This window comes from Streptomyces sp. NBC_01089 (assembly GCF_045162975.1).
In the GTDB taxonomy this organism is placed as follows: domain Bacteria; phylum Actinomycetota; class Actinomycetes; order Streptomycetales; family Streptomycetaceae; genus Streptomyces.
The window spans coordinates 4,365,813-4,389,030 of record NZ_CP108660.1; the positions used below are offsets into that span (position 1 = coordinate 4,365,813).

The 23,218-nt window shown below is 70.4% G+C and carries 17 protein-coding genes, 4 tRNA genes and 1 other RNA gene; 9 read left to right on the forward strand and 13 right to left on the reverse strand.

All coding sequences use genetic code 11. The features are described from left to right. Positions 1 to 13 precede the first annotated feature (13 nt). The 5 genes from OG510_RS19425 to OG510_RS19445 form a co-directional block, all read right to left on the reverse strand. Positions 14 to 922: a hypothetical protein gene (locus tag OG510_RS19425; RefSeq protein ID WP_406138346.1), complete on the reverse strand. Its 909-nt coding sequence runs from the start codon at positions 920 to 922 to the stop codon at positions 14 to 16. Next, entirely contained in the window at positions 919 to 2,955 is a 2,037-nt protein-coding gene (locus OG510_RS19430; protein ID WP_406138347.1) for a hypothetical protein, read from the reverse strand. Before OG510_RS19430 ends, OG510_RS19425 begins: the two co-directional genes overlap by 4 nt. After that, positions 2,952 to 3,860 carry a hypothetical protein gene (locus tag OG510_RS19435; RefSeq protein ID WP_406138348.1) on the reverse strand — a complete coding sequence of 303 codons (909 nt, stop codon included), beginning with the start codon at positions 3,858 to 3,860 and terminating at the stop codon, positions 2,952 to 2,954. Before OG510_RS19435 ends, OG510_RS19430 begins: the two co-directional genes overlap by 4 nt. Before the next feature lie 235 nt (positions 3,861 to 4,095). Beyond that, positions 4,096 to 4,740 carry a Crp/Fnr family transcriptional regulator gene (locus OG510_RS19440; RefSeq protein WP_406138350.1) on the reverse strand — a complete coding sequence of 215 codons (645 nt, stop codon included), beginning with the start codon at positions 4,738 to 4,740 and terminating at the stop codon, positions 4,096 to 4,098. Between the two features lie 407 nt (positions 4,741 to 5,147). After that, positions 5,148 to 5,232 (reverse strand) — tRNA-Ser (locus tag OG510_RS19445). A 74-nt stretch (positions 5,233 to 5,306) separates the two neighbouring features. On the opposite strand from OG510_RS19445, the gene ffs reads away from it, so the two are divergent. From ffs to OG510_RS19475, 6 genes are all read left to right on the forward strand, one after another. Then, positions 5,307 to 5,401, forward strand: an RNA gene (gene ffs, locus OG510_RS19450) — signal recognition particle sRNA small type. 57 nt (positions 5,402 to 5,458) lie between these two features. After that, positions 5,459 to 7,840, forward strand: a complete 2,382-nt coding sequence (locus OG510_RS19455) for a DNA polymerase III subunit gamma and tau (protein ID WP_406138352.1) — start codon at positions 5,459 to 5,461, stop codon at positions 7,838 to 7,840. A gap of 176 nt (positions 7,841 to 8,016) precedes the next feature. After that, positions 8,017 to 9,267 carry a phosphoribosylamine--glycine ligase gene (gene purD / locus OG510_RS19460; protein ID WP_406138353.1) on the forward strand — a complete coding sequence of 417 codons (1,251 nt, stop codon included), beginning with the start codon at positions 8,017 to 8,019 and terminating at the stop codon, positions 9,265 to 9,267. A 203-nt stretch (positions 9,268 to 9,470) separates the two neighbouring features. Beyond that, positions 9,471 to 11,210 carry a hypothetical protein gene (locus OG510_RS19465; RefSeq protein WP_406138354.1) on the forward strand — a complete coding sequence of 580 codons (1,740 nt, stop codon included), beginning with the start codon at positions 9,471 to 9,473 and terminating at the stop codon, positions 11,208 to 11,210. Positions 11,211 to 11,696: 486 nt separating this feature from the next. Further along, positions 11,697 to 13,154 carry a N,N-dimethylformamidase beta subunit family domain-containing protein gene (locus OG510_RS19470; protein WP_406138355.1) on the forward strand — a complete coding sequence of 486 codons (1,458 nt, stop codon included), beginning with the start codon at positions 11,697 to 11,699 and terminating at the stop codon, positions 13,152 to 13,154. Between the two features lie 135 nt (positions 13,155 to 13,289). Further along, positions 13,290 to 14,189 (forward strand): phosphoribosylaminoimidazolesuccinocarboxamide synthase, encoded by a 900-nt coding sequence (locus OG510_RS19475; protein ID WP_406138356.1) that lies wholly within the window; start codon positions 13,290 to 13,292, stop codon positions 14,187 to 14,189. Between the two features lie 172 nt (positions 14,190 to 14,361). On the opposite strand, the gene OG510_RS19480 is transcribed toward OG510_RS19475, so the two are convergent. The 8 genes from OG510_RS19480 to OG510_RS19515 all read right to left on the reverse strand — a co-directional run bounded on the left by OG510_RS19480 (position 14,362) and on the right by OG510_RS19515 (position 19,489). Further along, positions 14,362 to 14,434 (reverse strand) — tRNA-Gly (locus OG510_RS19480). 22 nt (positions 14,435 to 14,456) lie between these two features. Beyond that, the gene (locus OG510_RS19485; protein ID WP_406138357.1) at positions 14,457 to 15,065 is read right to left on the reverse strand and encodes a response regulator; all 609 of its coding nucleotides are present in this window, start codon (positions 15,063 to 15,065) and stop codon (positions 14,457 to 14,459) included. Between the two features lie 134 nt (positions 15,066 to 15,199). After that, on the reverse strand, positions 15,200 to 16,600 hold the full coding sequence (locus OG510_RS19490; protein ID WP_406138359.1) for a sensor histidine kinase: 1,401 nt from the start codon (positions 16,598 to 16,600) through the stop codon (positions 15,200 to 15,202). A 25-nt stretch (positions 16,601 to 16,625) separates the two neighbouring features. Then, positions 16,626 to 17,369 carry an ABC transporter permease gene (locus OG510_RS19495; protein WP_406142460.1) on the reverse strand — a complete coding sequence of 248 codons (744 nt, stop codon included), beginning with the start codon at positions 17,367 to 17,369 and terminating at the stop codon, positions 16,626 to 16,628. A 206-nt stretch (positions 17,370 to 17,575) separates the two neighbouring features. Next, positions 17,576 to 18,484, reverse strand: coding sequence for an ABC transporter ATP-binding protein (locus tag OG510_RS19500; RefSeq protein WP_406138361.1), 909 nt, complete (start codon positions 18,482 to 18,484; stop codon positions 17,576 to 17,578). Between the two features lie 216 nt (positions 18,485 to 18,700). Next, positions 18,701 to 18,773, reverse strand: a tRNA-Gly gene (locus OG510_RS19505). Between the two features lie 86 nt (positions 18,774 to 18,859). After that, positions 18,860 to 18,931: transfer RNA gene (locus OG510_RS19510), tRNA-Gly, on the reverse strand. 240 nt (positions 18,932 to 19,171) lie between these two features. Then, a complete protein-coding gene (locus OG510_RS19515) occupies positions 19,172 to 19,489 on the reverse strand; it encodes an Lsr2 family protein (RefSeq protein ID WP_164263995.1) in 318 nt (105 codons plus the stop codon). A gap of 374 nt (positions 19,490 to 19,863) precedes the next feature. Here OG510_RS19515 and purS point away from each other — a divergent pair, with 374 nt between their 5' ends. The 3 genes from purS to purL are packed head-to-tail and all read left to right on the forward strand — an operon-like array spanning position 19,864 to position 23,071. Continuing rightward, entirely contained in the window at positions 19,864 to 20,115 is a 252-nt protein-coding gene (gene purS, locus OG510_RS19520) for a phosphoribosylformylglycinamidine synthase subunit PurS (RefSeq protein ID WP_266855405.1), read from the forward strand. Further along, entirely contained in the window at positions 20,112 to 20,792 is a 681-nt protein-coding gene (purQ, locus tag OG510_RS19525) for a phosphoribosylformylglycinamidine synthase subunit PurQ (protein WP_164263992.1), read from the forward strand. Before purS ends, purQ begins: the two co-directional genes overlap by 4 nt. Then, positions 20,789 to 23,071, forward strand: a complete 2,283-nt coding sequence (gene purL, locus OG510_RS19530) for a phosphoribosylformylglycinamidine synthase subunit PurL (protein ID WP_406138363.1) — start codon at positions 20,789 to 20,791, stop codon at positions 23,069 to 23,071. Before purQ ends, purL begins: the two co-directional genes overlap by 4 nt. The last annotated feature ends 147 nt before the right edge of the window (positions 23,072 to 23,218 follow it).

Consider the following 23,218-nt stretch of genomic DNA (forward strand, 5'->3'; position numbering starts at 1 on the left):
CGAGGGCGGGGAGTCACCGGGCGGCCTCGTACGGGCCGTTGCCGTCCTCCGCACCGCCGGTGCCGCTGATCCGGCGCAGAATCTCGTCCCCCTGCGGTACCCCCACGTCACTGAGAACGCGGGCCAGGTTGGTGCCGACGAAGCCCCGGTCCTCCGGTGTCAGTGACTGAAGCGTCGCGGCGAGGGTGCGTTCCCAGCCGTCCCGGTCGGAGAGGAGGTTGCGGTGGGCCACCGTCCAGTCGAGTACGTCCTTCGCCTGTTCCGGCTGATGCAGCAGCCAGAGGGCCGCCAGACCGACGGGACCGCCCGCGACAACGTCCCGGTAGAAGCGGTACGCCTCGCGGTGGGCCTCGCCGAAGCCTGCCGGAAGGTTGGGTTCCGCGCCGGTGCCGGGCGTGGGCAGGAGTGCGGCGGGCGGGTCCAGGAACCAGTAGGTGAGGCCGGATCCGTCGATCACCTGAAGCCGGCCGGGCGGCTCGACCTCGGTCGTTCCGAAGTGGGGCGGCGGCTTCCGCAACGGTTCGGCGATGCCAGGCAGCGTGGCGTGCTCGCTGATGTGTCCCACCACCAGACGCCGGGCCGTTTCCTCGGTGATCTGGTTCCTCGCGGCGACGACCGGGTTGCTGATCTTCCAAGCGACGCTGTAACGGGCCGGGGGTTTCGGCGGCCGACGCGGAATGTCCACAGAGATCCGCTGTTCCGTGAGCGAGACCCACGCGATGTCGGGAAAGTCCCCCTGACGCACCCCGCGCGCCGTCGGCCGCGGGTAGCCCCAGTAGTCGCCGCTGCGGGGCGGCACCATCGCGTCGGCCCCGTCGTGTGCCAGGAACACCAGCGCCCGGTCCTCCCGGAAGCCAAAACGGCGGCGGAGCAGCTGCCAGGCGGGCGAGGATTCCAGGGGTGAGATGAGTGGGCCGTTCATGACGCGAACCTCTCTGTCGGGGAGGCTGTGCGGATGCGATGGCGGCGCAGGATGAATCGCAGGACGCCCCGGTGATTCCGGGCCGTGCCGCCGAGTGCGGCTAGGAAGTACGGGAAAGCGGTCCGCTGCCGTAGACCCGGGTCGCTCTCGATCAGGGACAGGCCCGTCGCCGTCGCTTCGTGGGTGGCCGGGTCGTCCAGGGCTCTGACCACCAGGTCCAAGGCTCGTTCGGGGCGGTCTGCGATCAGGCCGGAGAGACGGAGGCGACCTCCGCCCGGTGCGCCCGGCAGCGGGAAGGCCGTCAGACTCATCGATTCGATGACGTGCACAGCCATGGCGTGGTGCTGGGTGCCTGAATCGGCCCCCTGCCACTCCTGCAGGCGGTCGAGGACAAGGGTGTGGTTGGCATCCTCGGAAAGCAGAGTGCTGAGAGCGAAGGACACCGCGGTACGCAATCTGCCCTCCAGGTCTCTGCCCGGCCGCCCGTCGAGTACTGCGTTCAGGAGTTTCAGGGCGACAACGGGCCGGGCCAGCCCGTAGCTGCCCGCACAGGTCTCGGCCACGGTGCAGTGGAGGGGGACGAGGGCGGCCCCGCTCCACTGCCGTAGCTGATTCCGTACGGCTCCGGTGAGGGAGGGGTCCTGGGCCGTCTCCCCGAGCGCGTAGGCCACCAGGCGGCGGTGCCAGCGCTTGTCCGACGCGGCGAAGGGGAACAGCTGACGCAGAGCGTCCGGGCCGGTCGCACAGACCAGTACCCTGCCGATCGCCTGGCCTGCCGCCAGTTCGATACCGGGGCGGTGGGGGACCTCGGCCAAGGTCTTCCACAGCAGGTCCGCCATGCCCTCGTAGTCCAGCCACAAGCACCGGAGCAGGGCATCCGATCGGTGCACGCCGGAGAAGACGACCGGCTGGACCGGGTAGCGCTGTGCCGCGCTGAAGCGAGTGGGTAACAGGCGTGCGCCGACAGCATCCAGCCGGTCCTCGAAGGCCGGCCCGAGTACATCGCGACGTGCCGGTGACCCCGCTGCCACCGGTATCGGACCAACGCGTTCGTCTATGCGGGGACGCAGGCTCGTGCTGAATTCCTCGATGACCGTACGGTCCTGCTCGGCCAGAAGCGAGATCGCCGCCATCAGCGCGAGACTGTCGGCTCGGTGGGAAGCTTCCGCCAGAGCATGCCGAGCTGCCGTGGGGCTGCCGGTCTGCAGATCGGCGAGTACGGATCCGGCGGGCTTCCCCGACACGACGAGATCACGCAGCCCGTCCGCCGCCTCGACACCGTCGCGGGGCAGCGGGTGGGCGTGCAGGTAGCTGGTGAAGGCCGCTGAGGCGAGGTGCCTCAACGCGTCGGCGTACTGATCGCCGGTGAGTTCACCCTCCTTGGCAAGGGCAGCCAGCCGTTTCGCGGCCACCTCGGCCGGCAGTGGCGGGCGGTGGGAGACCTGCCAGGTCCCTGTGCCGCCGGGAAGCGCCGTATCCGCCCGTACCGTGATCACCAGATGGGCGCCCGACCTGCGCAGCAGGGCGGCCAGCGCGGTGAGTACGACTTCACTGAGCGAGGCGGCGGACGCGGGGGACAGCCCTTGGAGCAGATAGCCACGCCTTTCCTTGGGGCGCCAGCGCGCGAGGTCGTCCGGTGAGTCCAGGCCGGTGATGCCGGCGGCCCCGTGCCGCTCGGTCAGCAGGGCGAAAGCGGTGGTGCTCGCGCCGGTGCCGTTGCTGGCTCGCAGCACCAGGATGTGGCTGTCCAGCACCTTCCGGTACCGCGCGTAGGCCGGCGGTTCGACGAATCCGCGCAAACGGGCTTGCACATCGTCCGCGGGGTACGGGCCCTCTCGCAGTCGCGGTTGGACGATGCGGTCCGTCACGTTCTCGTCGGGCGGCGTGCCGATCAGGACAGTGACGTCACCACCGATTCCGCCCATGACCGCCATCCCCCGGTCCAGCCGCTGCTGATTGTCGCGGTACGAGTTTTCCGGCTCCGGCCGGTCTGCTGCGTCCGGGGTGGATGCGGTGCCCGGGTCGGTGCTCACTGGTCGTCTCCGGCTCCGCCGACCCGCTTGTCGCCCGCTACATTGTCGCCGCCGCCCCAATGCTGATTGGTGCCGCGGTACGAGGTCGCACCGCCGGTATACGTGATGTCCCGTCCGACGTTCCCCATCACTGCGGCGCCCTCGCCCACGCGCTGCGTATTGCCGCTGTAGTGCGTGCTGGGACCCTTCCCCGGGTCCTGTCGCTGATCAGCAGATGAGTCGGCCTGTGCTGCGGACTCCTCGCGCGGTTGCATACCGGCCTGAACCAGGTTTCCGGACGGCGACGGGACGTACAGCCATGCCCGTTGCGAGAAGTTCTTCCCCTCCACGGTGGCGGGGACCTCCACACAGCGGTCGGGGTGAAGTCCGGTGTACGCGCCGAGCACGGCGTCCTCGTAGACCCGCTGGGAGATGACCGCCACCAGGTGGGTGACCTCCTCGCTGGCCGCAGCCAGGATGGCCTTGACCGGACGGGAGTCCAGCAACCGGTGCGTGTCGTTACGGGCGGTGCCATTGCCGTCGCCAGGGCTGTCCGCGTCCGGCAGCGGTCCGACGTGGACACTGGCCCGGAGCCGGATGCGAGGGCCTACACACTGCCTGTTGTACGTGCCGAGGATGTCGTCGAGCAGACCCAGAAACGGCCAAAGGACAAAGGGCAGCAACGCTGGATCGAAGCCGAACACCACGCCGTCCCCGGTATTGGCCGGAAACCGCTTGGAGTCGCGCAGCTCGTGGAGGCCGGCTCGTTCCAGTGCCTGGTCGACGAGTTCCGGGATCAACTGACTCACCGGACCGTGCTGCACGGCGGGAAGGCCAGTGAAGTCCTTTGCGTCAACGGCGAACAGGGCGCGATAGGGAGGGAGCGGCCGGCTCTCGGCATACGGGGTGGGAACGGGTGTGGACATGCCTGATCTCCTCGTGAACGAAGGGAACGGTGACGAAGCCGGTTGACCGGCTGTTTCGAGGTTCCGTCGGTTCCGTCCGTCCAACTGCACAGCGCAGGGCACTGCGCAGGTGGCTCACGTCACAACGCGGGTGGGATCGGGCGACGACTCCCATCCATCGCGGACGTACTCATGCGCGGGGCGCCCAGGGGAATTCTCATTCATCCTGGCGGCAGGAAGGTGAGCCGACCGTGGCCTACGAGTGGGTGGTCGCCCAGTCCCGCAGCACCCGCATGTCCTTGATGATGATCACTCTGCGGGCCGTCTCCACCGCGCCGGACCCGCGCAGCCGTTGCAGCCCGGTGATAACCGCGTTCCGGGTCACTCCGGTCGCCTGGGCGATCTCCTCCTGGCTCAGGCCGGTCAGCCGGATGACATCCGATTCCTCTCCCGGCGACGTGAGTTCGGCCAGCCTCAGGAGCACTCGCGCCAGTCGGACGACCAGCGGCAGGGTCAGCAATGCGGTGCGCTGGGCATCGGACTCCCGTAGCCGGGAGAGGGCCTGGCGCATCAAGTCCATGACGAGGCCACGCTGTTCGACGAACCGCCGGAACCGTTCTGCCTCCAGTACGACAGTCGTGCAAGGGGTGAGCGCAACCACTTCCGCAGTGCGTGAGGTGCCGTTGAACACAGACACCTCGCCCAGCAGGTCACCCGGCCCCCGGAACGCCAGCCACGTCACGACTCCGCCTGGTTCCCGGCACACGACCTTGGCGAGCCCGTCGGTGAGGGCGAGCAGGTGTGTTCCCGCAGAACCCTGTCTCAGCATCACGCTGCGTTCGCGGTAGGTGCGGGTCGTGCCCTGATCCCGTAGCTCGCGCCATGTCTCGTCCGACAGCACTCGTTGCCCTTCCCCCGCCCGCCGTGAACGCGGCATCGTCCCAACCGCATACGGACTTTTCGCGCCTGTCCCACACCCCCATGAGTTCTACGCGGGCCCGACCGCTTCCGCCGCTCGGTCCGGCGACCTTGTCCGAGAATGACTGTCCTGCCTGGATCTGCGGCGCGTACGTACAGCCCGCATGTGGCCGCAGACTCTGGCTGGCCCACCAACGTCGCCACCGGCTGTCCGTGGCGGCGATCTCATGCATGCTCGAGTGGGGAGTCGGCCCGAGGGCGACGAGTGCCGGCCGGACGCGTCCGCACGGCAAAATCTGTGTGCGAGTGCAGCTAAAACGGCAACCGCGCAACGCCGAAGGCCCCGACCGCTGAACGGTCGGGACCTTCGTCTGCCCTGCTGGGCCAGTGCGGAGGATACGAGATTCGAACTCGTGAGGGGTTGCCCCCAACACGCTTTCCAAGCGTGCGCCCTAGGCCACTAGGCGAATCCTCCGCGGCAAACAATACAAGACGTTGAGGAGTGCTAGCGAACTCGATTCCACCCCGGTGGATCAGCTAGGGTGTGGGTCAGCCCCTCACGTGGCGCTATCTGACTGAACTCCCCCAGGGCCGGAAGGCAGCAAGGGTAGGTTGGCTCTGGCGGGTGCGTGGGGGGCCCTTTGCGTTCCGGGGGCGTTCTGGGGCGTGGGTTGTCGGTGGGCCCCGATAACCTCGTAGATGTGTCGTCCCTTGCGCTGTACCGCCGTTACCGTCCCGAATCGTTCGCCGAGGTCATCGGGCAGGAGCACGTCACTGCCCCGTTGCAGCAGGCCCTGCGGAACAACCGGGTCAACCACGCGTATCTGTTCAGTGGGCCGCGCGGCTGTGGCAAGACCACCAGCGCGCGGATCCTGGCCCGCTGTCTGAACTGCGAGCAGGGCCCCACGCCCACGCCGTGCGGTGAGTGCCAGTCCTGCCGGGACCTCGCGCGCAACGGGCCGGGGTCGATCGATGTCATCGAGATCGACGCCGCTTCGCACGGTGGCGTGGACGACGCCCGTGATCTGCGCGAGAAGGCGTTCTTCGGGCCGGCCAGCAGTCGTTACAAGATCTACATCATCGACGAGGCGCACATGGTCACCTCGGCGGGGTTCAACGCCCTACTGAAGGTCGTCGAGGAGCCCCCGGAGCATCTCAAGTTCATCTTCGCGACCACGGAGCCCGAGAAGGTCATCGGCACCATCCGGTCGCGTACGCACCACTACCCCTTCCGGCTGGTGCCGCCCAGCACCCTGCGCGACTACCTCGGCGAGGTGTGCGGGCAGGAGGGCGCCCAGGTCGCGGAGGGCGTGCTGCCCCTCGTCGTGCGTGCCGGTGCGGGGTCCGTGCGGGACTCCATGTCCGTCATGGACCAGCTGCTGGCGGGCGCGGGCGAGGAAGGTGTGACGTACGCCATGGCGACCGCCCTCCTCGGCTATACGGACGGGACGCTCCTCGACGCCGTCATCGACGCCTTCGCCTCATCGGACGGGGCCGCCGCCTTCGAACTGGTCGACCAGGTCATCGAGCGGGGCAACGACCCGCGCCGGTTCGTCGCCGACCTGCTGGAGCGGCTGCGCGACCTGGTGATCCTCGCCGCCGTGCCGGACGCGGGGGAGAAGGGGCTGATCGACGCCCCGGCCGATGTCGTCGCCCGCATGCAGGCGCAGGCTTCCGTCTTCGGCGCCGCCGAGCTGAGCCGGGCGGCGGATCTGGTCAACACCGGGCTCACCGAGATGCGCGGTGCGACATCGCCGCGCCTCCAGCTCGAACTGATCTGTGCGCGGGTGCTGCTCCCGGCCGCCTTCGACGACGAGCGTTCCCTGCAGGCCCGGCTGGACCGTCTGGAGCGCGGCGGCACCTTCGTACCCGGTGGGCAGGGGCCCGCCATGGGGTACGTACCGGGCGCCGAGGCCCATCCCACGATGGCGGCTCCCCCCGCACCGGCTGCTGGGCCTGTTGATTCTGCTGGGGCTTCCGGGCCCGGGATGACGGTTGCGCCCGGCATGGGGCCCGCCGCCGCGCGTGCCGCTGCCCGGGGGGACGCGGGTCCGGGTGCAGGTGCGGGCACTGGTGCGGCCGGTGCCGGACCGGGTGGGCCCGGGGGACCCGGTGGACCCGCCAGTGGTCCTGCTCCGGCTGCGCCTCCCGCCGCGGCTGCGCCTTCCGCCTCCGCGCCGCCGCCCGCCGCTCCCGCACAGCCGCAGCCTTCCCCTCAGGCCCAGGCCCAGGCCCCCGCCCCCGCGGCACGGCAGCCCGGCGCCTGGCCCGGTGCCGCTGCTCCCGCGGCCCCGGCCTCGTCCCCGTCCCAGCCACAGCGCCCCGCCGGCAGCTGGCCGTCGGCTGCCGCGCCGGGGCAGGGGCAGGGGCAGCCCGCGCAGTCAGCTCCTCCGGCCGCGACCGGAGCCCCGTCCTCCGCGCCCCCCGCCGCGCCCGCGCCCGGTATGGCCCAGGGCGCGGCCCAGGTGCGGAACATGTGGCCCGACATCCTCGAGGCCGTCAAGAACCGTCGCCGCTTCACCTGGATCCTGCTCAGTCAGAACGCCCAGGTCGCCGGTTTCGACGGGACCACCCTCCAGCTCGGCTTCCCCAATTCGGGTGCCAGGGACAACTTCGCGTCCAGCGGCAGCGAGGACGTACTGAAGCAGGTCCTCGCCGACCAGTTCCACGTCCAGTGGCGGGTCGACGCGATCGTCGACCCCTCCGGCGGTACGCAGCCCCCCGGCGGCAGCAATCACCCGGGGCCCGGCGGTCCCTCCCCGGCGCCACAGCGTCCGGCGCCCCAGGGAGGAGCGCCTCAGGGGGCACCGCCTCAGGCCGGAGCGCCCCAGGGCGGCGGCGGTGCGGCCGCGCCCGGTCCCGTACAGCAGCCGCCCGCCCCGGAGCCCCCGCAGCACCGGCGACCGCAGGCGTTCCGGGAGCCCGAGCCGCCGCCGGAGCCGGACGGTCCGCCCCCGGTCTCGCTGGAGGACGACACCCCCGAGGACGACGATCCCGACCTGGTCGACTCGGCGCTCTCCGGCCACGACCTGATCGTGCGCGAGCTGGGGGCGACCGTGGTCGAGGAGTACACGAACGAGTAGCCGGCCCGACCCGGTGCGGAAGTCCGCCGCGTACAAGTCCGTGGCGCAGCAGCCCGCCGCACACGCACAAGTCCGCGGACGTGGAGGAATCTACGAGTGCGCCCGGCCGCCCCGTCCGGCGGCCCGCACAAGGCCCGCGCCCGGCGGGTCCCGGTGCGCGGGCTAGGCTTCGCACCGTGAAGGTCCTTGTCATCGGCGGCGGTGCCCGCGAACACGCCCTGTGCCGCTCTCTTTCCCTCGACCCCGAGGTCACCTCTCTGCACTGCGCCCCGGGTAACGCCGGCATCGCGGAAGTGGCCGAGCTGCACGCGGTGGACGCGCTGGACGGCGCGGACGTCGCCCGGCTCGCGGTCCGGCTCGGCGCCGGGCTCGTCGTCGTGGGCCCCGAGGCGCCCCTGGTCGCGGGTGTCGCCGACGCGGTACGGGAGGCGGGCATCCCGTGCTTCGGGCCGAGCCGGGAAGCCGCGCAGCTGGAGGGTTCCAAGGCATTCGCCAAGGACGTGATGGCGGGGGCGAACGTCCCCACCGCCCGCGCCTACGTCTGCACCACCCCCGCGCAGATCGACGCGGCGCTCGACGCCTTCGGCGCCCCGTACGTGGTGAAGGACGACGGCCTCGCCGCGGGCAAGGGCGTCGTCGTCACCGAGGACGTCGCAGCCGCCCGCGCCCACGCGCTGGCCTGCGGCCGGGTGGTCATCGAGGAGTTCCTGGACGGCCCGGAGGTCTCGCTCTTCGCGATCTCGGACGGGGTGACTGTCCTTCCGCTCCAGCCCGCGCAGGACTTCAAGCGCGCGCTCGACGGCGACGAAGGGCCCAACACCGGCGGCATGGGCGCGTACTCGCCGCTCCCCTGGGCCGACCCCAAGCTGGTCGACGAGGTCATGCAGACGGTGCTCCAGCCGACCGTCGACGAGCTGCGCCGCCGCGGCACGCCCTTCGCGGGACTGCTGTACGCGGGGCTCGCGATCACCTCACGCGGGGTGCGGGTCATCGAGTTCAACGCCCGCTTCGGCGACCCCGAGACCCAGGTCGTGCTGGCCAGGCTGAAGACCCCGCTGGCCGGAGTCCTGCTGAACGCGGCCAACGGCACCCTCGACACGGTCCCGCCGCTGAACTGGCGCGACGAGGCCGCGGTCACCGTCGTCATCGCCTCGCACAACTACCCGGACACCCCGCGCACCGGTGACCCCATCGGCGGTCTCGACGAGGTGGCCGCCCAGGATGCGCCCCATGCGTATGTGCTGCACGCCGGGACCAGGCAGGACGGCGACGCGGTGGTGAGCGCGGGCGGCCGGGTCCTCTCGGTGACCGCGACCGGCGCCGATCTGGGCGAAGCCCGTGAGCGGGCGTACACCGCGCTGAGCAGGGTGCGGCTCGACGGCGCGCAGCACCGTACGGACATCGCCGCGAAAGCCGCAGCCATCTGACGGCCTTCCGTCAGCACCTTTACCCAAAGCCATTCCATCGAGTGACGACTGCCCCATCCGGATGACGCTTGCCGGGTCCCCAACTAGTCTGCGGCGCAGGCGTTCCGGCACTTGGCCCACCGGCATTGCGATGTCAGTGGCGGGTGCCACAGTGGGGGAGTGAGCAAAGCCGTCGCAAGGGCAGAGGGGGGTGACGTCCAGCCGTGTCCGAGAACCGTACGAATGACGCGCGGGTGAATCCGCGTGCCAAGCGGGGTGCGCAGGGCGCACGCGCTCATGCGCTGGCCGTTCTGGCGGTCCGGGGCAGAGCCCTGGCCGTCGCGCTGCTGCCGGCGGCGGCAGCGGTCGTGCTGCTGGCCGGCGGTGCCATGGGCCGCCTCAGCGGCGGAAGTTGGGATGTCGCGCGGTGGGTGGTGACGGGGTTCGCGCTGGTGGTGCTGGGGACGGCCGCCGTCGTCGGGACCGTGATCGCCAGGGCCGGGCCTGCCGTCAGCCCGACGGTGGCACTGACCGAGAAGTCCGCGCCCGACCTGCACCGGATGGTGCGGGACCTCGCGGACCGGCTCGAAGTGCCTGTGCCGTCGGCGATAGCGCTGACGCCCGACTGCGACAGCTGGCTCGAGGACCGCTCGCACCCCACCGCCCAGTCCATATCCGGGGGACGGCCGGGCACCGGGCGCGGCCGGTCGATACGGTCCCGCCGGGAGGCGGACGCCCCCGTGCTGGTCATCGGCTCGCCCTTCCTGTGGTGGATGCGGGTGGCCGAGCTGCGGGCCCTCCTCGCTCCCGTCATCGCCGGTACGGGACCCTCCGCGCACCCCGACATCGCGGCCTCGCGCCGGTTTGTACGGGGTCTGGACGCGGCGGTCGCCGTCTCGTCCAGGGCCGGAATCGGCCCGCTGCGACGAGTGGCGTACGGCTTCATCGGCTGGGTCGCCCGGCTGCTGCTGCGCAGCTGCCGCGGGCACGCGGCCGAGATGGAGCGCGGGGTCGCGGCCGCGGCGTCGGACCGTGCACAGGCTGTGGATTACGGGCTGCGGATCGTCGCCCAGGAGCAGGTGGGCCTGGCCTACGCGGGCTGGGACCGGCTGCTGACCCGGGTCGCGCTGCCCGCCTGGCGGATGGGCCGCTGGCCCTCCCGGCTCGACGCCGGGGTGGTCTCCGCGCTCACCGAACTGTCGCGCAGGGACCGTCTCGCCGAGGGATTCACCTCCCGGCTGGGCGAGCGTCCCGCCTGTGACCTGCTGGAGGAGCCGGGCGCGGTCGACGCGGCCACATCCCTCCTCGCGGCCAGGCTCTTCCACGGAGGCCCGGCCGAGACCGGCCCCGACTGGTCCCCGGTGGACTGGCAGCAGTATCCGGAAGAGGTCGTCGACCGTAAATGGCGTACGGAAGCGGCCAGGCTGCACCGCGTCCTCGACCAGCTGGGCGTGCGCCGCACAGCCGGGGCGGGGGCGGGCCCCGATGCGACCGGCGATGCGGGCGCTCCGGGTGAGCCCGGTGAGCCCGGCGATCCGACGCTGGCCCGGGTCCTGGACCATCTCGCGGCCGACGACACGGAGGCGCTGGCGGCCGCCGTCACCGCTGAGGTCGCCCGCGAGGAGGCCGCGGCGCCGCCCCGCGTGCCGGGCGGCGCCCTGGAGGGCGAGGAGCTCTGGGACACCGGGGCGATCCCGCTCTTCCCGCTCCAGCCGCCCCGTACCGGGCGCGATCTGCTCGCAGACCATGTCACCGCCATGGTCTGCTGCGCTGCGGTGGACACGGCCGGGGCGGCCCCCGGCCTCGACTGGCTGGACGGCCCCGCGCTGCTGGTGGGCGGCGAACGCAGGGCTGACCTGGGCGGACATGTGATGAGCCTGGTGGAGGACGGCGACGGCGAGCCGTTGCGAGGATGGCTGACGGCGGTGGGCGTACGCGCGGAGAAGCCGGTACGGCTGGTGTGACGCCCGGTGCACCTCATGCGCTGGCACTTCATGCGTAGACGCCTCATGCGCTGACACCTCATGCGTTGACGCCTCATGCGTAGACGCCTCATGCGTTGACGCCTCATGCGCTGACACCTCATGGCGGACGGGTGGACGGGCCCCATGGCGCGCCCGTTGACGCCCATGACGGACGGCTCCATGGCGCCCGTTGACGCCCGTACCGGGACGGCTCACGGCGCCCGTTGACACCTCACGGCTGACGCCCCAAGGCGCCCGCGGACGCCCGGTCGTGCGCGGAGCCGTCTCCCGGGATCTGCCCCGGAGCCTCCCGGCTTCCCCGGACCCTCCCTCGGGCGGCCTGGATCATTCCACGAATTCGGTACTGTCCTCGTCAATTCGCGACGAACAGTGACGGAGTGCGTGCCTTATGTGATGTGCTGGGGCCGGTCGCTGACTGTCGGTGCATCACTGTTGTGCCTGAGTGGCCGAGGGAAGGGGAGCCGCATGGGGGCGGAGCAGATCCGGCGCTGGGAATCGGGGGCCCTCGCGCACGCCGTCTCGGATCCGTTCGGGCAGGGCCCGCTGCCCTGGCTTCGCGGGAGCGAGCACTACTTCGACGACACCGGCCATGTCGTCCCCTGGTACGCCCCGGACGCCCCGCACCACCGCTCCGGCGGCCCGCGCACAGCCGACGACGTGAAGAAGCAGATCAAGGGGTTCGCGTCCAACGGGGCGGCCGCCCCGGGCGAGGCCATCGACTTCCATGTCACGGTCGACCCGCCCCAGCAGTTCTCCGTCGACATCTACCGGATCGGTCACTACGGCGGCGACGGCGCGGCGAAGATCACCACTAGCCCGCGGATCTCCGGGATCGTCCAGCCGCCCCCGCTCACCGCCGACCGCACGGTCTCCTGCCACCACTGGTGGCTGTCCTGGCGGCTGCAGATTCCTTCGTACTGGTCGATCGGGGCCTATGTCGCGGTGCTGACCACCGTCGACGGCTACCGCTCCCACATCCCCTTCACCGTCCGGGACAGCCACCCGGCGGATCTGCTCCTCCTGCTGCCCGACGTGACCTGGCAGGCGTACAACCTCTACCCGGAGGACGGGCACACCGGCGCCAGCCTCTACCACGCCTGGGACGGCGTGGGCCGGCTTCTCGGCGAGGAGGACGCCGCCACCACGGTCTCCTTCGACCGGCCGTACGCGGGCGCCGGGCTGCCCCTGCACGTCGGGCACGCCTACGACTTCATCCGCTGGGCCGAGCGGTACGGATACGACCTCGCCTACGCCGACGCCCGCGATCTGCACGCCGGCCGCATCGACCCCACCCGCTACCGCGGCCTGGTCTTCCCCGGCCACGACGAGTACTGGTCGGTGCCCATGCGGCGTACGACGGAGGCCGCCCGCGAACACGGCACCTCCCTCGTCTTCCTCTCCGCCAACACCATGTACTGGCAGGTCGACCTCGCCCCTTCCCCGTCCGGCGTCCCGGACCGGCTCCTCACCTGCCGCAAACGCCGCGGCCCGGGGAAGCCCACGCTGTGGCGCGAGATCGACCGCCCCGAACAGCAGCTCCTCGGCATCCAGTACGCCGGGCGGGTCCCCGACCCGAGCCCGCTCGTCGTACGGAACGCCGACCACTGGCTCTGGGACGCGACCGGTGCGGGCGAGGGCGACGAACTCGCCGGTCTGGTCGCCGGCGAGGCCGACCGCTACTTCCCGCGCACATCGCTCCCGGAGCACGAGAGCCGGATCCTGCTCGCCCACTCGCCGTACGAGGACAGCGAGGGGGTCGTGCGGCACCAGGAGACCTCGCTGTACCGGGCCCCGTCCGGCTCGCTGGTCTTCGCCTCGGGCACCTTCGCCTGGTCGCCCGCGCTGGACCGGCCCGGCCATGTCGATTCGCGTATCCAGCGCGCGACAGCCAACCTCCTCGACCGCATCTGCAAGCGCGACTGACCGGGCGAGCGGCCCGCCGCCGGACTCGGCGGGAAGCCGCCGGGCCGCGGGCCGACCCTGGAGGGGCCTGCACAGAGCGCATACGGGAGAATCGACTCCGACCCCACCGCTTGGACAGAACCACGGGGAGGAACCGTGTCCGGATTCGTAGAAAAGCCCGAGCCGCTTCAGGTGCCGGGCCTGGTACACCTGCACACCGGCAAGGTGCGCGATCTGTACCAGAACGAGGCGGGCGACCTCGTGATGGTCGCCAGCGACCGCCTGTCCGCGTACGACTGGGTGCTGCCCACCGAGATCCCCGACAAGGGCCGGGTGCTCACCCAGCTGTCGCTCTGGTGGTTCGACAAGCTCGCCGATCTTGTGCCGCACCACGTCATCTCCACCGACCTGCCCGCCGGCGCCCCCGCCGACTGGGCGGGCCGCACCCTGGTCTGCAAGTCGCTCCGGATGGTCCCGGTGGAGTGCGTGGCCCGTGGCTACCTCACCGGATCCGGCCTGCTGGAGTACGAGGCACACCGCACGGTCTGCGGTCTCGCGCTGCCGGAGGGGCTGACCGACGGCTCCGAACTCCCCGCACCGATCTTCACGCCGGCCACCAAGGCGGCCGTCGGGGACCATGACGAGAACGTGAGTTACGAGGAGGTCGCCCGCCGGACCGGCGCGGAGACCGCCTTCGATCTGCGGCGCACCACCCTCGACGTGTACGAACGGGCCCAGGGCATCGCAAGGGAGCGGGGCATCATCCTCGCCGACACGAAGTTCGAGTTCGGCTACGACGGCGACCAACTCGTCATCGCCGACGAGGTACTGACCCCCGACTCGTCCCGCTTCTGGCCCATGGCCGACTGGGAGCCGGGCCACCCCCAGCCCTCGTACGACAAGCAGTACGTGCGCGACTGGCTGACGTCGGAGGCATCCGGCTGGGACCGCAAGAGCGAACTGCCGCCGCCCGCACTCCCGCAGGAGATCGTGGACGCGACCCGGGCGAAGTATGTGGAGGCGTACGAGCTGCTGACCGGGACCCCCTGGTCCTAGGGCCTGTCGTCGAAGTGCCGTCGGTGCGAAGGGACCGCCTTCCGGTGCATTGCCGGGGGGCCTACGGGCCCTTCGCCGCCGCGGCTCCGCTTTCCCGCACGCGACGAAGCCCCCGAACGCGGAGAAGCCCCCGACCGGAATCCGGTCGGGGGCTTCTCTGTTCCTGCTGCTGAGCGGACGACCAGGTTCGAACTGGCGACCTCAACCTTGGCAAGGTTGCGCTCTACCAACTGAGCTACGTCCGCATGCGCCGTGGCGCGGGCACCACTATACCCAACCTCGCTCGCGCGCGAGACGCACCGCCGTATGCCGGTTCTCCGCCCCCAGCTTCGACGCGGCCGACGACAGATAGTTGCGCACCGTCCCCTGCGACAGCGAGGCCCGCTCGGCGATCTCCGCGATCGGTGCGCCGTCCGCCGCCAGCTCCAGGACTTCCACTTCCCGGGTGGTGAGGGGCGAGTCTCCGGCGGAGATCGCGTCGGCGGCCAACTCCGGGTCCACATAACGCCCTCCGGCCCGCACCGTCCGGATGATCTCCGCCAGGTGCTGCGCGGAAACGGTCTTCGGAACGAACCCCTTCACCCCGGCCGACAGCGCCCGTTTGAGGTGGCCGGGCCGCCCGTGACTCGTCACGATCATGCAGCGGCACTCGGGTAGCAAGGTCCGCAGGGATGTGGCCACGCTCACACCGTCGGCCCCCGGCATCTGGAGATCGAGCACCGCCACATCGGGCCGGTGTGCCCGCGCCATGGCGAGCGCTTCGGGACCGGACGCGGCTTCGGCCACGACCACCAGATCGTCCTCAAGACCGAGCAGCGCGGCGAGCGCTCCCCGGATGAGGTGCTCGTCGTCAGCGAGCAGCACACGTATGGGCACGGAGGCGGCGGGTGCGGCTCCGTCTGCCGCTTCGTCTGCCGTTGAGGGTGCGGCTTCGTCTGCGGGTGTGGGCGCCGGCCCCGGCCCCTGTCCCTGCCCCGGTGATGCGTGAGACGTGTGGTGTGACGGGTGGGTCATGTGCTGGCCCCTTCGGCGGAAGTGGAGGGGAAGGCGGAGGGGGCTGGTGCGGGTGCGGTGGGGGCCGCTGCGGAGGTGAGGTTGGGGGTGGGCGTCGGTGTGGGCGGGTGAGCGGTGGTGTGGGCGTCGGCAAGGCTGGGGCCGGCATCCGGGTCGGTGTCCGGGCCGGCCGGGCCGGCGGCCAGTGGTACCTCCGCAGTCAGCCGGAATCTCCCGCCGGGCGCCGGGCCGGCCGTCAGTGTCCCGGCCACAGCGGTCAGCCGCTCCCGCAGCCCGGCCAGTCCGGTGCCCGGAGTGGAACTGCTGCCGTTTCCACCGCCACCGGCGGCTCCGTCGTTCTCTACGGTCAAGGTCGCGTCCGATGCCGATCTCGCCACCGCGATGGTGCAGCGCCGGGCATCCCCGTGACGCAGCACATTGGTGGCCGCTTCCCGGACGACCCAGCCGAGCGCCGACTGCACATCCGCCGGGAGCCCGTCCGTCGGTCCCGTGACGGTGCACTCGATACCGGCCGCCTCCAACACGCCCTGGGCCCCGCCCAGTTCCGCCGCGAGGTCCGCTCCCCGGTATCCCCGTACCACTGCACGTACCTCGCGCTGTGCCTCATGGGCCATGCGCTGCACCTCGGTCATCTGCTCCACGGCCTCCGGCAGCCCCCGCCGGGCCAGCTGCACCGCCAGCTCGCTCTTCAGCGCGATCACCGCGAGATTGCGCCCCATCACATCGTGCAGATCCCGGCCGAACCGCAGGCGCTCCTCCGCGACCGCCAGCCGGGCCTCCACGTCCTTGGCCTCGTTCAGTTTCCACATCACGCCCAGATGCCAGGCGGAGCAGCGGGTGGTGACGGCGTACCACACGGGCCCGCCCACCGTGCAGGCCATGCAGGCAGCGACGAGCGGCCGGTCGCCACCGAGCAGAAGGACCGCCCCGCACACCACGCCCATGGCGGCCAACTGCGCCAGGGCCAGCACCCGCTTCCGGACGATCAGGCTGTGCGCCATCGAGAACGGCATCACAGCGGCGCACAGCAGCATCGACAGCCCCGGGACGTTCCGCAGCCCCGCCTGCGAGGCGAGCAGCAGGGCGGCCGCCAGATCCATGGCCATCAGAACGGCGCCGAAGGCCACCATCCGTCGGGAGAGCGTGGTCTGACCCAGATACTCGGCCAGACCACCGGAGGCCAGCGAGACGCAGTACACCCCCTGAGCGACTGCGAGCAGGCAGGACGCGGCGATCAGAGCCGTGGGGGCCCCGGAATGACGGACCGGGCGCGTCACGCTGTACAGCACCTGCAGGACGACGGCGAGCCACAGCAGGAGGTAGATCGTCGCCCGTGCGTAGAGGTCGGCCTGCGCGAAGCCATCTCGCTTCCGCCATCTCCTCAGCCACCGCATCATGTGCCCCCGCCCCCTCCGGCCATGGTCAGCGCCGTGGCTCCCAGCGGAACCACCGGCGTACAGCAAACACCGAGAGGACCGTCCAGGCCACCGCCGTCAGAACGTGCCCCAGGGCGTCGTACGCGGACAACGACCCGGTCCAGGCGCCCCGTACCAGCTCGACCACCGGAGTCAGCGGCAGCAGCTCGCACACCGACGCCAGCCGGTCGGGGAATATCTCCAGCGGGACGAGCACGCCGGACCCCGCCATCGACACCAGCATCAGCGGGATGACCGTCAGCTGGGCGGCCTCGGCGGACTTGGTGATCCCCGCCGTCGCCGCGCCCAGCGCGGTCAGCATCACGACCCCGAGGGCGACACCCACGATCAGCAGCTGCGGCGCGGGCGGCAGGCCCATGTCGAAGACCACCGCACAACCTGCCGACAGGACCGCGCACTGCACCAGCGCGATGACCACCGAGGGCAGCGCGGCCCCGGCCAGTATCTCCGTGTCCCGTGCCTCGCCCGTGCGCAGCCGCTTGAGCACCAGTTGCTCACGGCGGACCACCAGGACGCCCACCACGCCGTTGTACAGAGCGAAGAGCAGGCCGAACGCGATTCCCCCGGGCAGCAGCACCGCGCCGGCCGTCAGCCCGGCCTTGTCCAGGGTGTCCTGGTCGGTCGCTGAAGAGATCACGAAGGTCATCGTGATGGGCAGCACCAGCATGGTGAACAGCGAAGCCTTGCTGCGGCCGAGCAGCGTCAGCTCGGCGCGGGCCAGAGCGAGCATCCGGCCCGTGTCGAGCGCCCGTACCCGCGCTCCGCCCCCAGCACCGGGCCCGGCCGCCGCGCCCGTCGCCCGTCCTTCCCCCGCGCCCACCATCCGCCCTCCGGCGGTCCGGTCATCCGCCGCGCGGCCCGCCGCACGGTCGCCCGCCCCACGGCCGCCCTTCGTGCGGTCCTCCTTGCGGCCCTCCGTGCGTTCCCCCGTCGTGCTCACCGTGTGGCCTCCTGCTTCTGTGCGATACCGAGAAATGCCTCTTCCAGCGAGGCCGACCGGACATCGAGCCCCCGCAGCTCGATGTCGTGATCCCTGGCCCACAGCAGGAGTTCGGTGGCGGACCGCTGAAGCTCATCGGTCCGCAGCTGGATGTCCCCGCCCGTGCGGACGTACGTTCCCAGCGGCGGCAGATCGCCGACCGCTGTCCCCTCGGGCAGGGAGAAGGAGATCTGTGAGGGCTGTGCGGCCACCACCTCGTCCACCCGGCCCTCGGCCGCTATTCGGCCCTCGTGCAGGATCGCCAGCCGGTCGGCCAGGACTTCGGCCTCCTCCAGATAATGGGTCGTCAGCAGGACCGTCGTGCCGCTGTCGCGCAGCTCGCGCACCAACTCCCAGGTCTCCCTGCGTCCTTCGGCGTCGAGCCCGGTCGTCGGCTCGTCGAGGAAGAGCACCTCGGGGCGGCCCAGCAGGGCCATCGCCAGATCCAGCCGCCGCTTCTCACCGCCGGACAGCTGCTTCACCCGGATGCCGGACCGCCTGCTGAGCCCCACCATCTCCATGGCCTCATCAACCGGCCGCGCCCGGCTCGTGCAGCCCGCCCACATCCGGATCGTCTCGGCCACGGTCAGCTCGGGGGAGAATCCACCCTCCTGGAGCATGGCGCCCGTCCTCGGCCGGATGGCGGCACGCTCGCGGTACGGATCGTGTCCCAGCACGCGCACCTGTCCGCCGCTCGGTGGCGCCAGCCCCTCCAGGAGCTCCACGGTGGAGGTCTTTCCCGCGCCGTTCGTCCCCAGCAGCGCGAAGAGCTCCCCCGCGGCCACCGAGAACGAGACGCCGGCCACCGCCTCGTACCCACCGGCATAGCTGCGCCGTAGGTCTGCGACCTCAATCACATCTGTCATGCATCCAGGCTGCCCCCGGCCCGTCCCCCCGCCCGATGACATATGTCATCAGACGCCATGAGGAACGCCATGGGCTGGAATCCCCGCCTCCTGCGAATCCCAGGTGGCTCTGCGCATTGCAGGAGGCCGGCCATCCCGGGAGGCCGGAATCGCCGGCCGTAATCACAGAGAAGCCCCGGTCGGATTCCGACCGGGGCTTCTCTGTTCCTGCTGCTGAGCGGACGACCAGGTTCGAACTGGCGACCTCAACCTTGGCAAGGTTGCGCTCTACCAACTGAGCTACGTCCGCAGATTGCAGCCGACCGGCTTTCACCGGGCGGTGCGAGCACCATCCTACCCGACGGTCCGAGTGGACCGGTACGGAGAGGGATGCAGAGCGGGTGACAGGAATTGCACACTGCGCCTTCCCCCTGGAAGGGGGATGTTCTACTACTGAACTACACCCGCACGCTGCTTCGAACGGGGCCTTTCGGCCTCGCCCTTCGGCGTGCTCCAGACTCTAGCTGACCAGCAGGGGTGGAATGCAAGTCGGGCACACCGAGGGGGAGTCGGCCACCCCTGCCGACCGACCGCGAGCCGACCGCCGACTGCCACGAGCCGACGGTGAACCGGCGGAGAGCCCGCCGCGAACCGACCGCGAGCCGGCCGGATGTGCGCCGCCCGCCGCGCCGCCCGCCGCGCCCCCGGTCAGCCCGCCGCGTTGAACGCCTCGTAGACCTTCTTCGGGATGCGCCCCCTGGCCGGTACTTCCATCTTGTTCGACCGGGCCCAGGCGCGGACGGCCGCCGGATCCGGGGCCACCGATGTGTGCCGGTAGGTCTTGCCCGACTTCGACTGCTTTCGAGCCGCCTCCAGGAACGGGGCCAGCGACTTGCGCAGTTTCTTTGCATTGGCGGTATTGAGGTCGATCTCGTACGACTTCCCGTCGAGACCGAAGGTGACCGTTTCCGCCGCTTCCCCGCCGTCGATGTCGTCGGAGAGCGTGACCACTACTCGCTGAGCCACGGACTTCGGTCCTTTCCTTCGACATCATCGCGCCTGCACGGTGTCACGCAGGCGTGTCACTGTGCTGACGTGCTGTGATGTCGGCCTTGCGGCTGATTTTGAGTTACGCCAATTCCTTTGTACAGCGGAAGGCGTCGCATTGTGAAGCCCACCCAATTACATGCGCGTGTCCGAGTGCAATCCGGTAGGCCGATTTTTTCGAGGATTTTCCTCCGGTGTTGTCTGTGTCTTGTCGGTGGGTTGTCGGTGCGTTGTCGGCATCTTGTCGCGGCCGATATCTGAACGTGATCGGCCCCGGTCGATATCTACCCGCGTAGAATCTGTGGGCAGGTAGTGTGATGGGACCGCCTTCGCACCACACACCGGGAGTGCCAGTGGCACGCGTCGTAGTCGACGTCATGCTCAAGCCGGAGATCCTCGACCCGCAGGGACAGGCGGTGCAGCGTGCACTGCCCCGTCTCGGCTTCGATGGAATCGCCGACGTACGTCAGGGAAAGCGTTTCGAGCTGGAGGTCGATGGGCCGGTTGATGACGCCGCCCTCGCCCGTATCAACGAGCTCGCCGAAACGTTCCTCGCCAACACCGTCATCGAGAACTTCACCGTGAAGGTGGAGGCAGAGAAGTGACAGCTCGTATCGGGGTCGTCACTTTTCCGGGCACGCTCGACGACCGGGACGCCCTGCGCGCCGTACGCATCGCGGGCGCCGAACCCGTTTCGCTCTGGCATCGCGACAAGGGCATCCAGCAGGTCGACGCGGTCGTCCTGGCGGGTGGTTTCTCGTACGGCGATTATTTGCGGGCCGGTGCCATCTCGCGCTTCTCGCCGGTGATGGGGACGATCATCGAGCAGGCGAAGGCCGGTCTTCCGGTCCTGGGTATCTGCAACGGTTTCCAGATCCTGACCGAGTCGCATTTGCTGCCGGGCGCGATGCTCCGGAACAACCATCTCCACTTCATCTGCCGCGATCAGAAGCTGCGCGTGGAGAACGCGGAGACCGCCTGGACCGCCGACTACACCGCCGGCCAGGAGATCTCCGTACCCCTCAAGAACATCGACGGCCGTTACGTGGCCGACGAGCGGGTGCTCGATGAGCTGGAGGCCGAGGGGCGGGTCGCTTTCCGTTATCTCGACGGCAACCCGAACGGTTCGCTCCGCGACATCGCCGGTGTCACCAACGCCGCGGGCAATGTCGTCGGCCTGATGCCGCACCCCGAGCACGCCGTGGAGCCGCTGATCGGTACGGGGCGTACCGACGGCATCGGATTCTTCTCCTCGATCCTGAAGAAGCTGGTCAACGCATGACGACTGAACGCAACGAGAGCGCCGCCAAGGGCCGCCTCGACACCGTCAAGCACGCAGCGGCGACCCCCGAGGCCGAGCAGCCCTGGAAGGAGCTCGGCCTCAAGGAGGACGAGTACGCGCGGATCCGCGAGATCCTCGGCCGCCGTCCGACCGGCGCCGAGCTCGCCATGTACTCCGTGATGTGGTCCGAGCACTGCTCGTACAAGAGCAGCAAGGTGCACCTCAAGCAGTTCGGCGAGAAGGTCCCGGTCAACGACGCGATGCTCGTCGGTATCGGGGAGAACGCCGGTGTCGTGGACGTCGGCCAGGGCTACGCGGTCACCTTCAAGGTCGAGTCGCACAACCACCCCTCGTACATCGAGCCCTACCAGGGCGCGGCGACCGGCGTCGGCGGCATCGTCCGCGACATCCTCGCCATGGGGGCCCGCCCCGTCGCGGTCGTCGACCCGCTGCGGTTCGGTGCGGCCGACCACCCCGACACCCGGCGGGTGCTGCCGGGTGTGGTCGCGGGCATCGGCGGCTACGGCAACTGCCTGGGGCTGCCGAACATCGGCGGCGAGGTCGTCTTCGACGCCTGCTACCAGGGCAATCCGCTGGTCAACGCGGGCTGCATCGGTGTGATGAAGCACGAGGACATCCACCTCGCGAAGGCTTCGGGCACCGGCAACAAGGTCATCCTGTACGGCGCCCGTACCGGCGGTGACGGCATCGGCGGCGTCTCGGTCCTGGCGTCCGAGACCTTCGAGTCGACCGGTCCCGCGAAGCGTCCGGCCGTCCAGGTCGGCGACCCGTTCCAGGAGAAGCTCCTCATCGAGTGCACCCTGGAGATCTTCCGCGAGAAGCTGGTCGCGGGCATCCAGGACCTCGGCGGCGCCGGACTGTCCTGCGCCACGTCCGAGCTGGCCAGCGCCGGTTCCGGCGGGATGCGCGTCGAGCTGGACACCGTCCCGCTGCGTGACTCCTCGCTCTCGCCCGAGGAGATCCTCATGAGCGAGTCGCAGGAGCGTATGTGCGCGATCGTGGAGCCGCAGCACGTCGAGCGGTTCATGGCGATCTGCGAGAAGTGGGACGTCATCGCCACCGACATCGGTGAGGTGACCGAGGGCTCGCAGCTGGAGATCTTCTGGCACGGCGAGCAGATCGTGGATGTGCCGCCGCGTTCGGTCGCCCATGAGGGGCCCACGTACAACCGGCCCTACGCCCGGCCCGACTGGCAGGACGCCCTCCAGGCCGACGACGCCAACAAGCTGCCCCGCCCGGCCACTTCGACCGAGCTGCGCGAGCAGGTCCTGCGGCTCGTCGCGTCGCCCAACCAGGCGTCGAAGGCGTGGATCACCGATCAGTACGACCGTTTCGTGCAGGGCAACACGGTGCTCGCGATGCCCGAGGACGCGGGCATGGTCCGGATCGACGAGGAGTCGAATCTGGGCGTGACCATGGCGACCGACGGCAACGGCAGGTTCGCGAAGCTCGACCCGTACGCGGGCGCTCAGCTGGCGCTGGCCGAGGCGTACCGCAATGTCGCCACCACCGGCGCGAAGCCGCTCGCGATCTCCGACTGCCTGAACTTCGGTTCGCCCGAGGACCCGGCGGTGATGTGGCAGTTCGCCGAGGCCACCCGTGGTCTCGCGGACGGCTGTCTGGAGCTGGGGACCCCGGTCACCGGCGGCAATGTGTCGCTGTACAACCAGACCGGCGACGCGGCCATCCATCCGACGCCCGTGGTCGCGGTGCTCGGTGTGATCGACGACGTCAACCGCCGTACGCCGATGGCGTTCGCGGAGGAGGGCCAGCTGCTGTACCTCCTCGGGGACACCCGTGAGGAGCTGGGCGGTTCGGCCTGGTCGCAGGTGGTCCACGACCACCTCGGCGGGGTGCCGCCCCGGGTCGACCTCGGGCGCGAGAAGCTGCTCGCGGAGATCCTGATCTCGGCGTCGCGCGACGGCATGATCGACGCCGCGCACGATCTGTCCGACGGCGGTCTGATCCAGGCGGTCACCGAGTCCTGCCTGCGCGGCGGTAAGGGCGCGCGGCTGATCGTCCCCGACGGTCTCTCCGCGTTCACCTTCCTGTTCTCGGAGTCGGCGGGGCGCGCGGTCGTCTCGATCCCGCGCAGCGAGGAGCTCCGCTTCAACGACATGTGCGGGGCGCGGGGGCTGCCGGTCACCCGTATCGGTGTGGTGGACGGCGATGAGATCGAGGTCCAGGGCGAGTTCAGCATCGCGCTGAGCGAGCTGAGGAGCGCTCACGAGGCCACGGTCCCGGGGCTGTTCGCCTGAGCCGGGTGAGGTGATCCCGGGCTTGTGCGACGGGTCGGCCCCCAGGACCGGTTGGTCCTGGGGGCCGATGTCGTCACGTCCGGTGGCGTCTACGTCGGGTGCTGTTTCCGTCCGGTGTCGTCCACGTCCGGTGCCGTTTCCGTCCGG

What these genes read in the sequence shown, in the direction of transcription:
- OG510_RS19425 (WP_406138346.1), bottom strand. Translation starts at nt 922, where the DNA reads ATGAACGGCCCACTCATCTCACCCCTGGAATCCTCGCCCGCCTGGCAG.
- OG510_RS19435 (WP_406138348.1), bottom strand. Translation starts at nt 3,860, where the DNA reads ATGTCCACACCCGTTCCCACCCCGTATGCCGAGAGCCGGCCGCTCCCT.
- OG510_RS19470 (WP_406138355.1), top strand. Translation starts at nt 11,697, where the DNA reads ATGGGGGCGGAGCAGATCCGGCGCTGGGAATCGGGGGCCCTCGCGCAC.
- OG510_RS19490 (WP_406138359.1), bottom strand. Translation starts at nt 16,600, where the DNA reads ATGATGCGGTGGCTGAGGAGATGGCGGAAGCGAGATGGCTTCGCGCAG.
- OG510_RS19495 (WP_406142460.1), bottom strand. Translation starts at nt 17,369, where the DNA reads ATGCTCGCTCTGGCCCGCGCCGAGCTGACGCTGCTCGGCCGCAGCAAG.
- OG510_RS19500 (WP_406138361.1), bottom strand. Translation starts at nt 18,484, where the DNA reads ATGACAGATGTGATTGAGGTCGCAGACCTACGGCGCAGCTATGCCGGT.
- purL (WP_406138363.1), top strand. Translation starts at nt 20,789, where the DNA reads ATGACGACTGAACGCAACGAGAGCGCCGCCAAGGGCCGCCTCGACACC.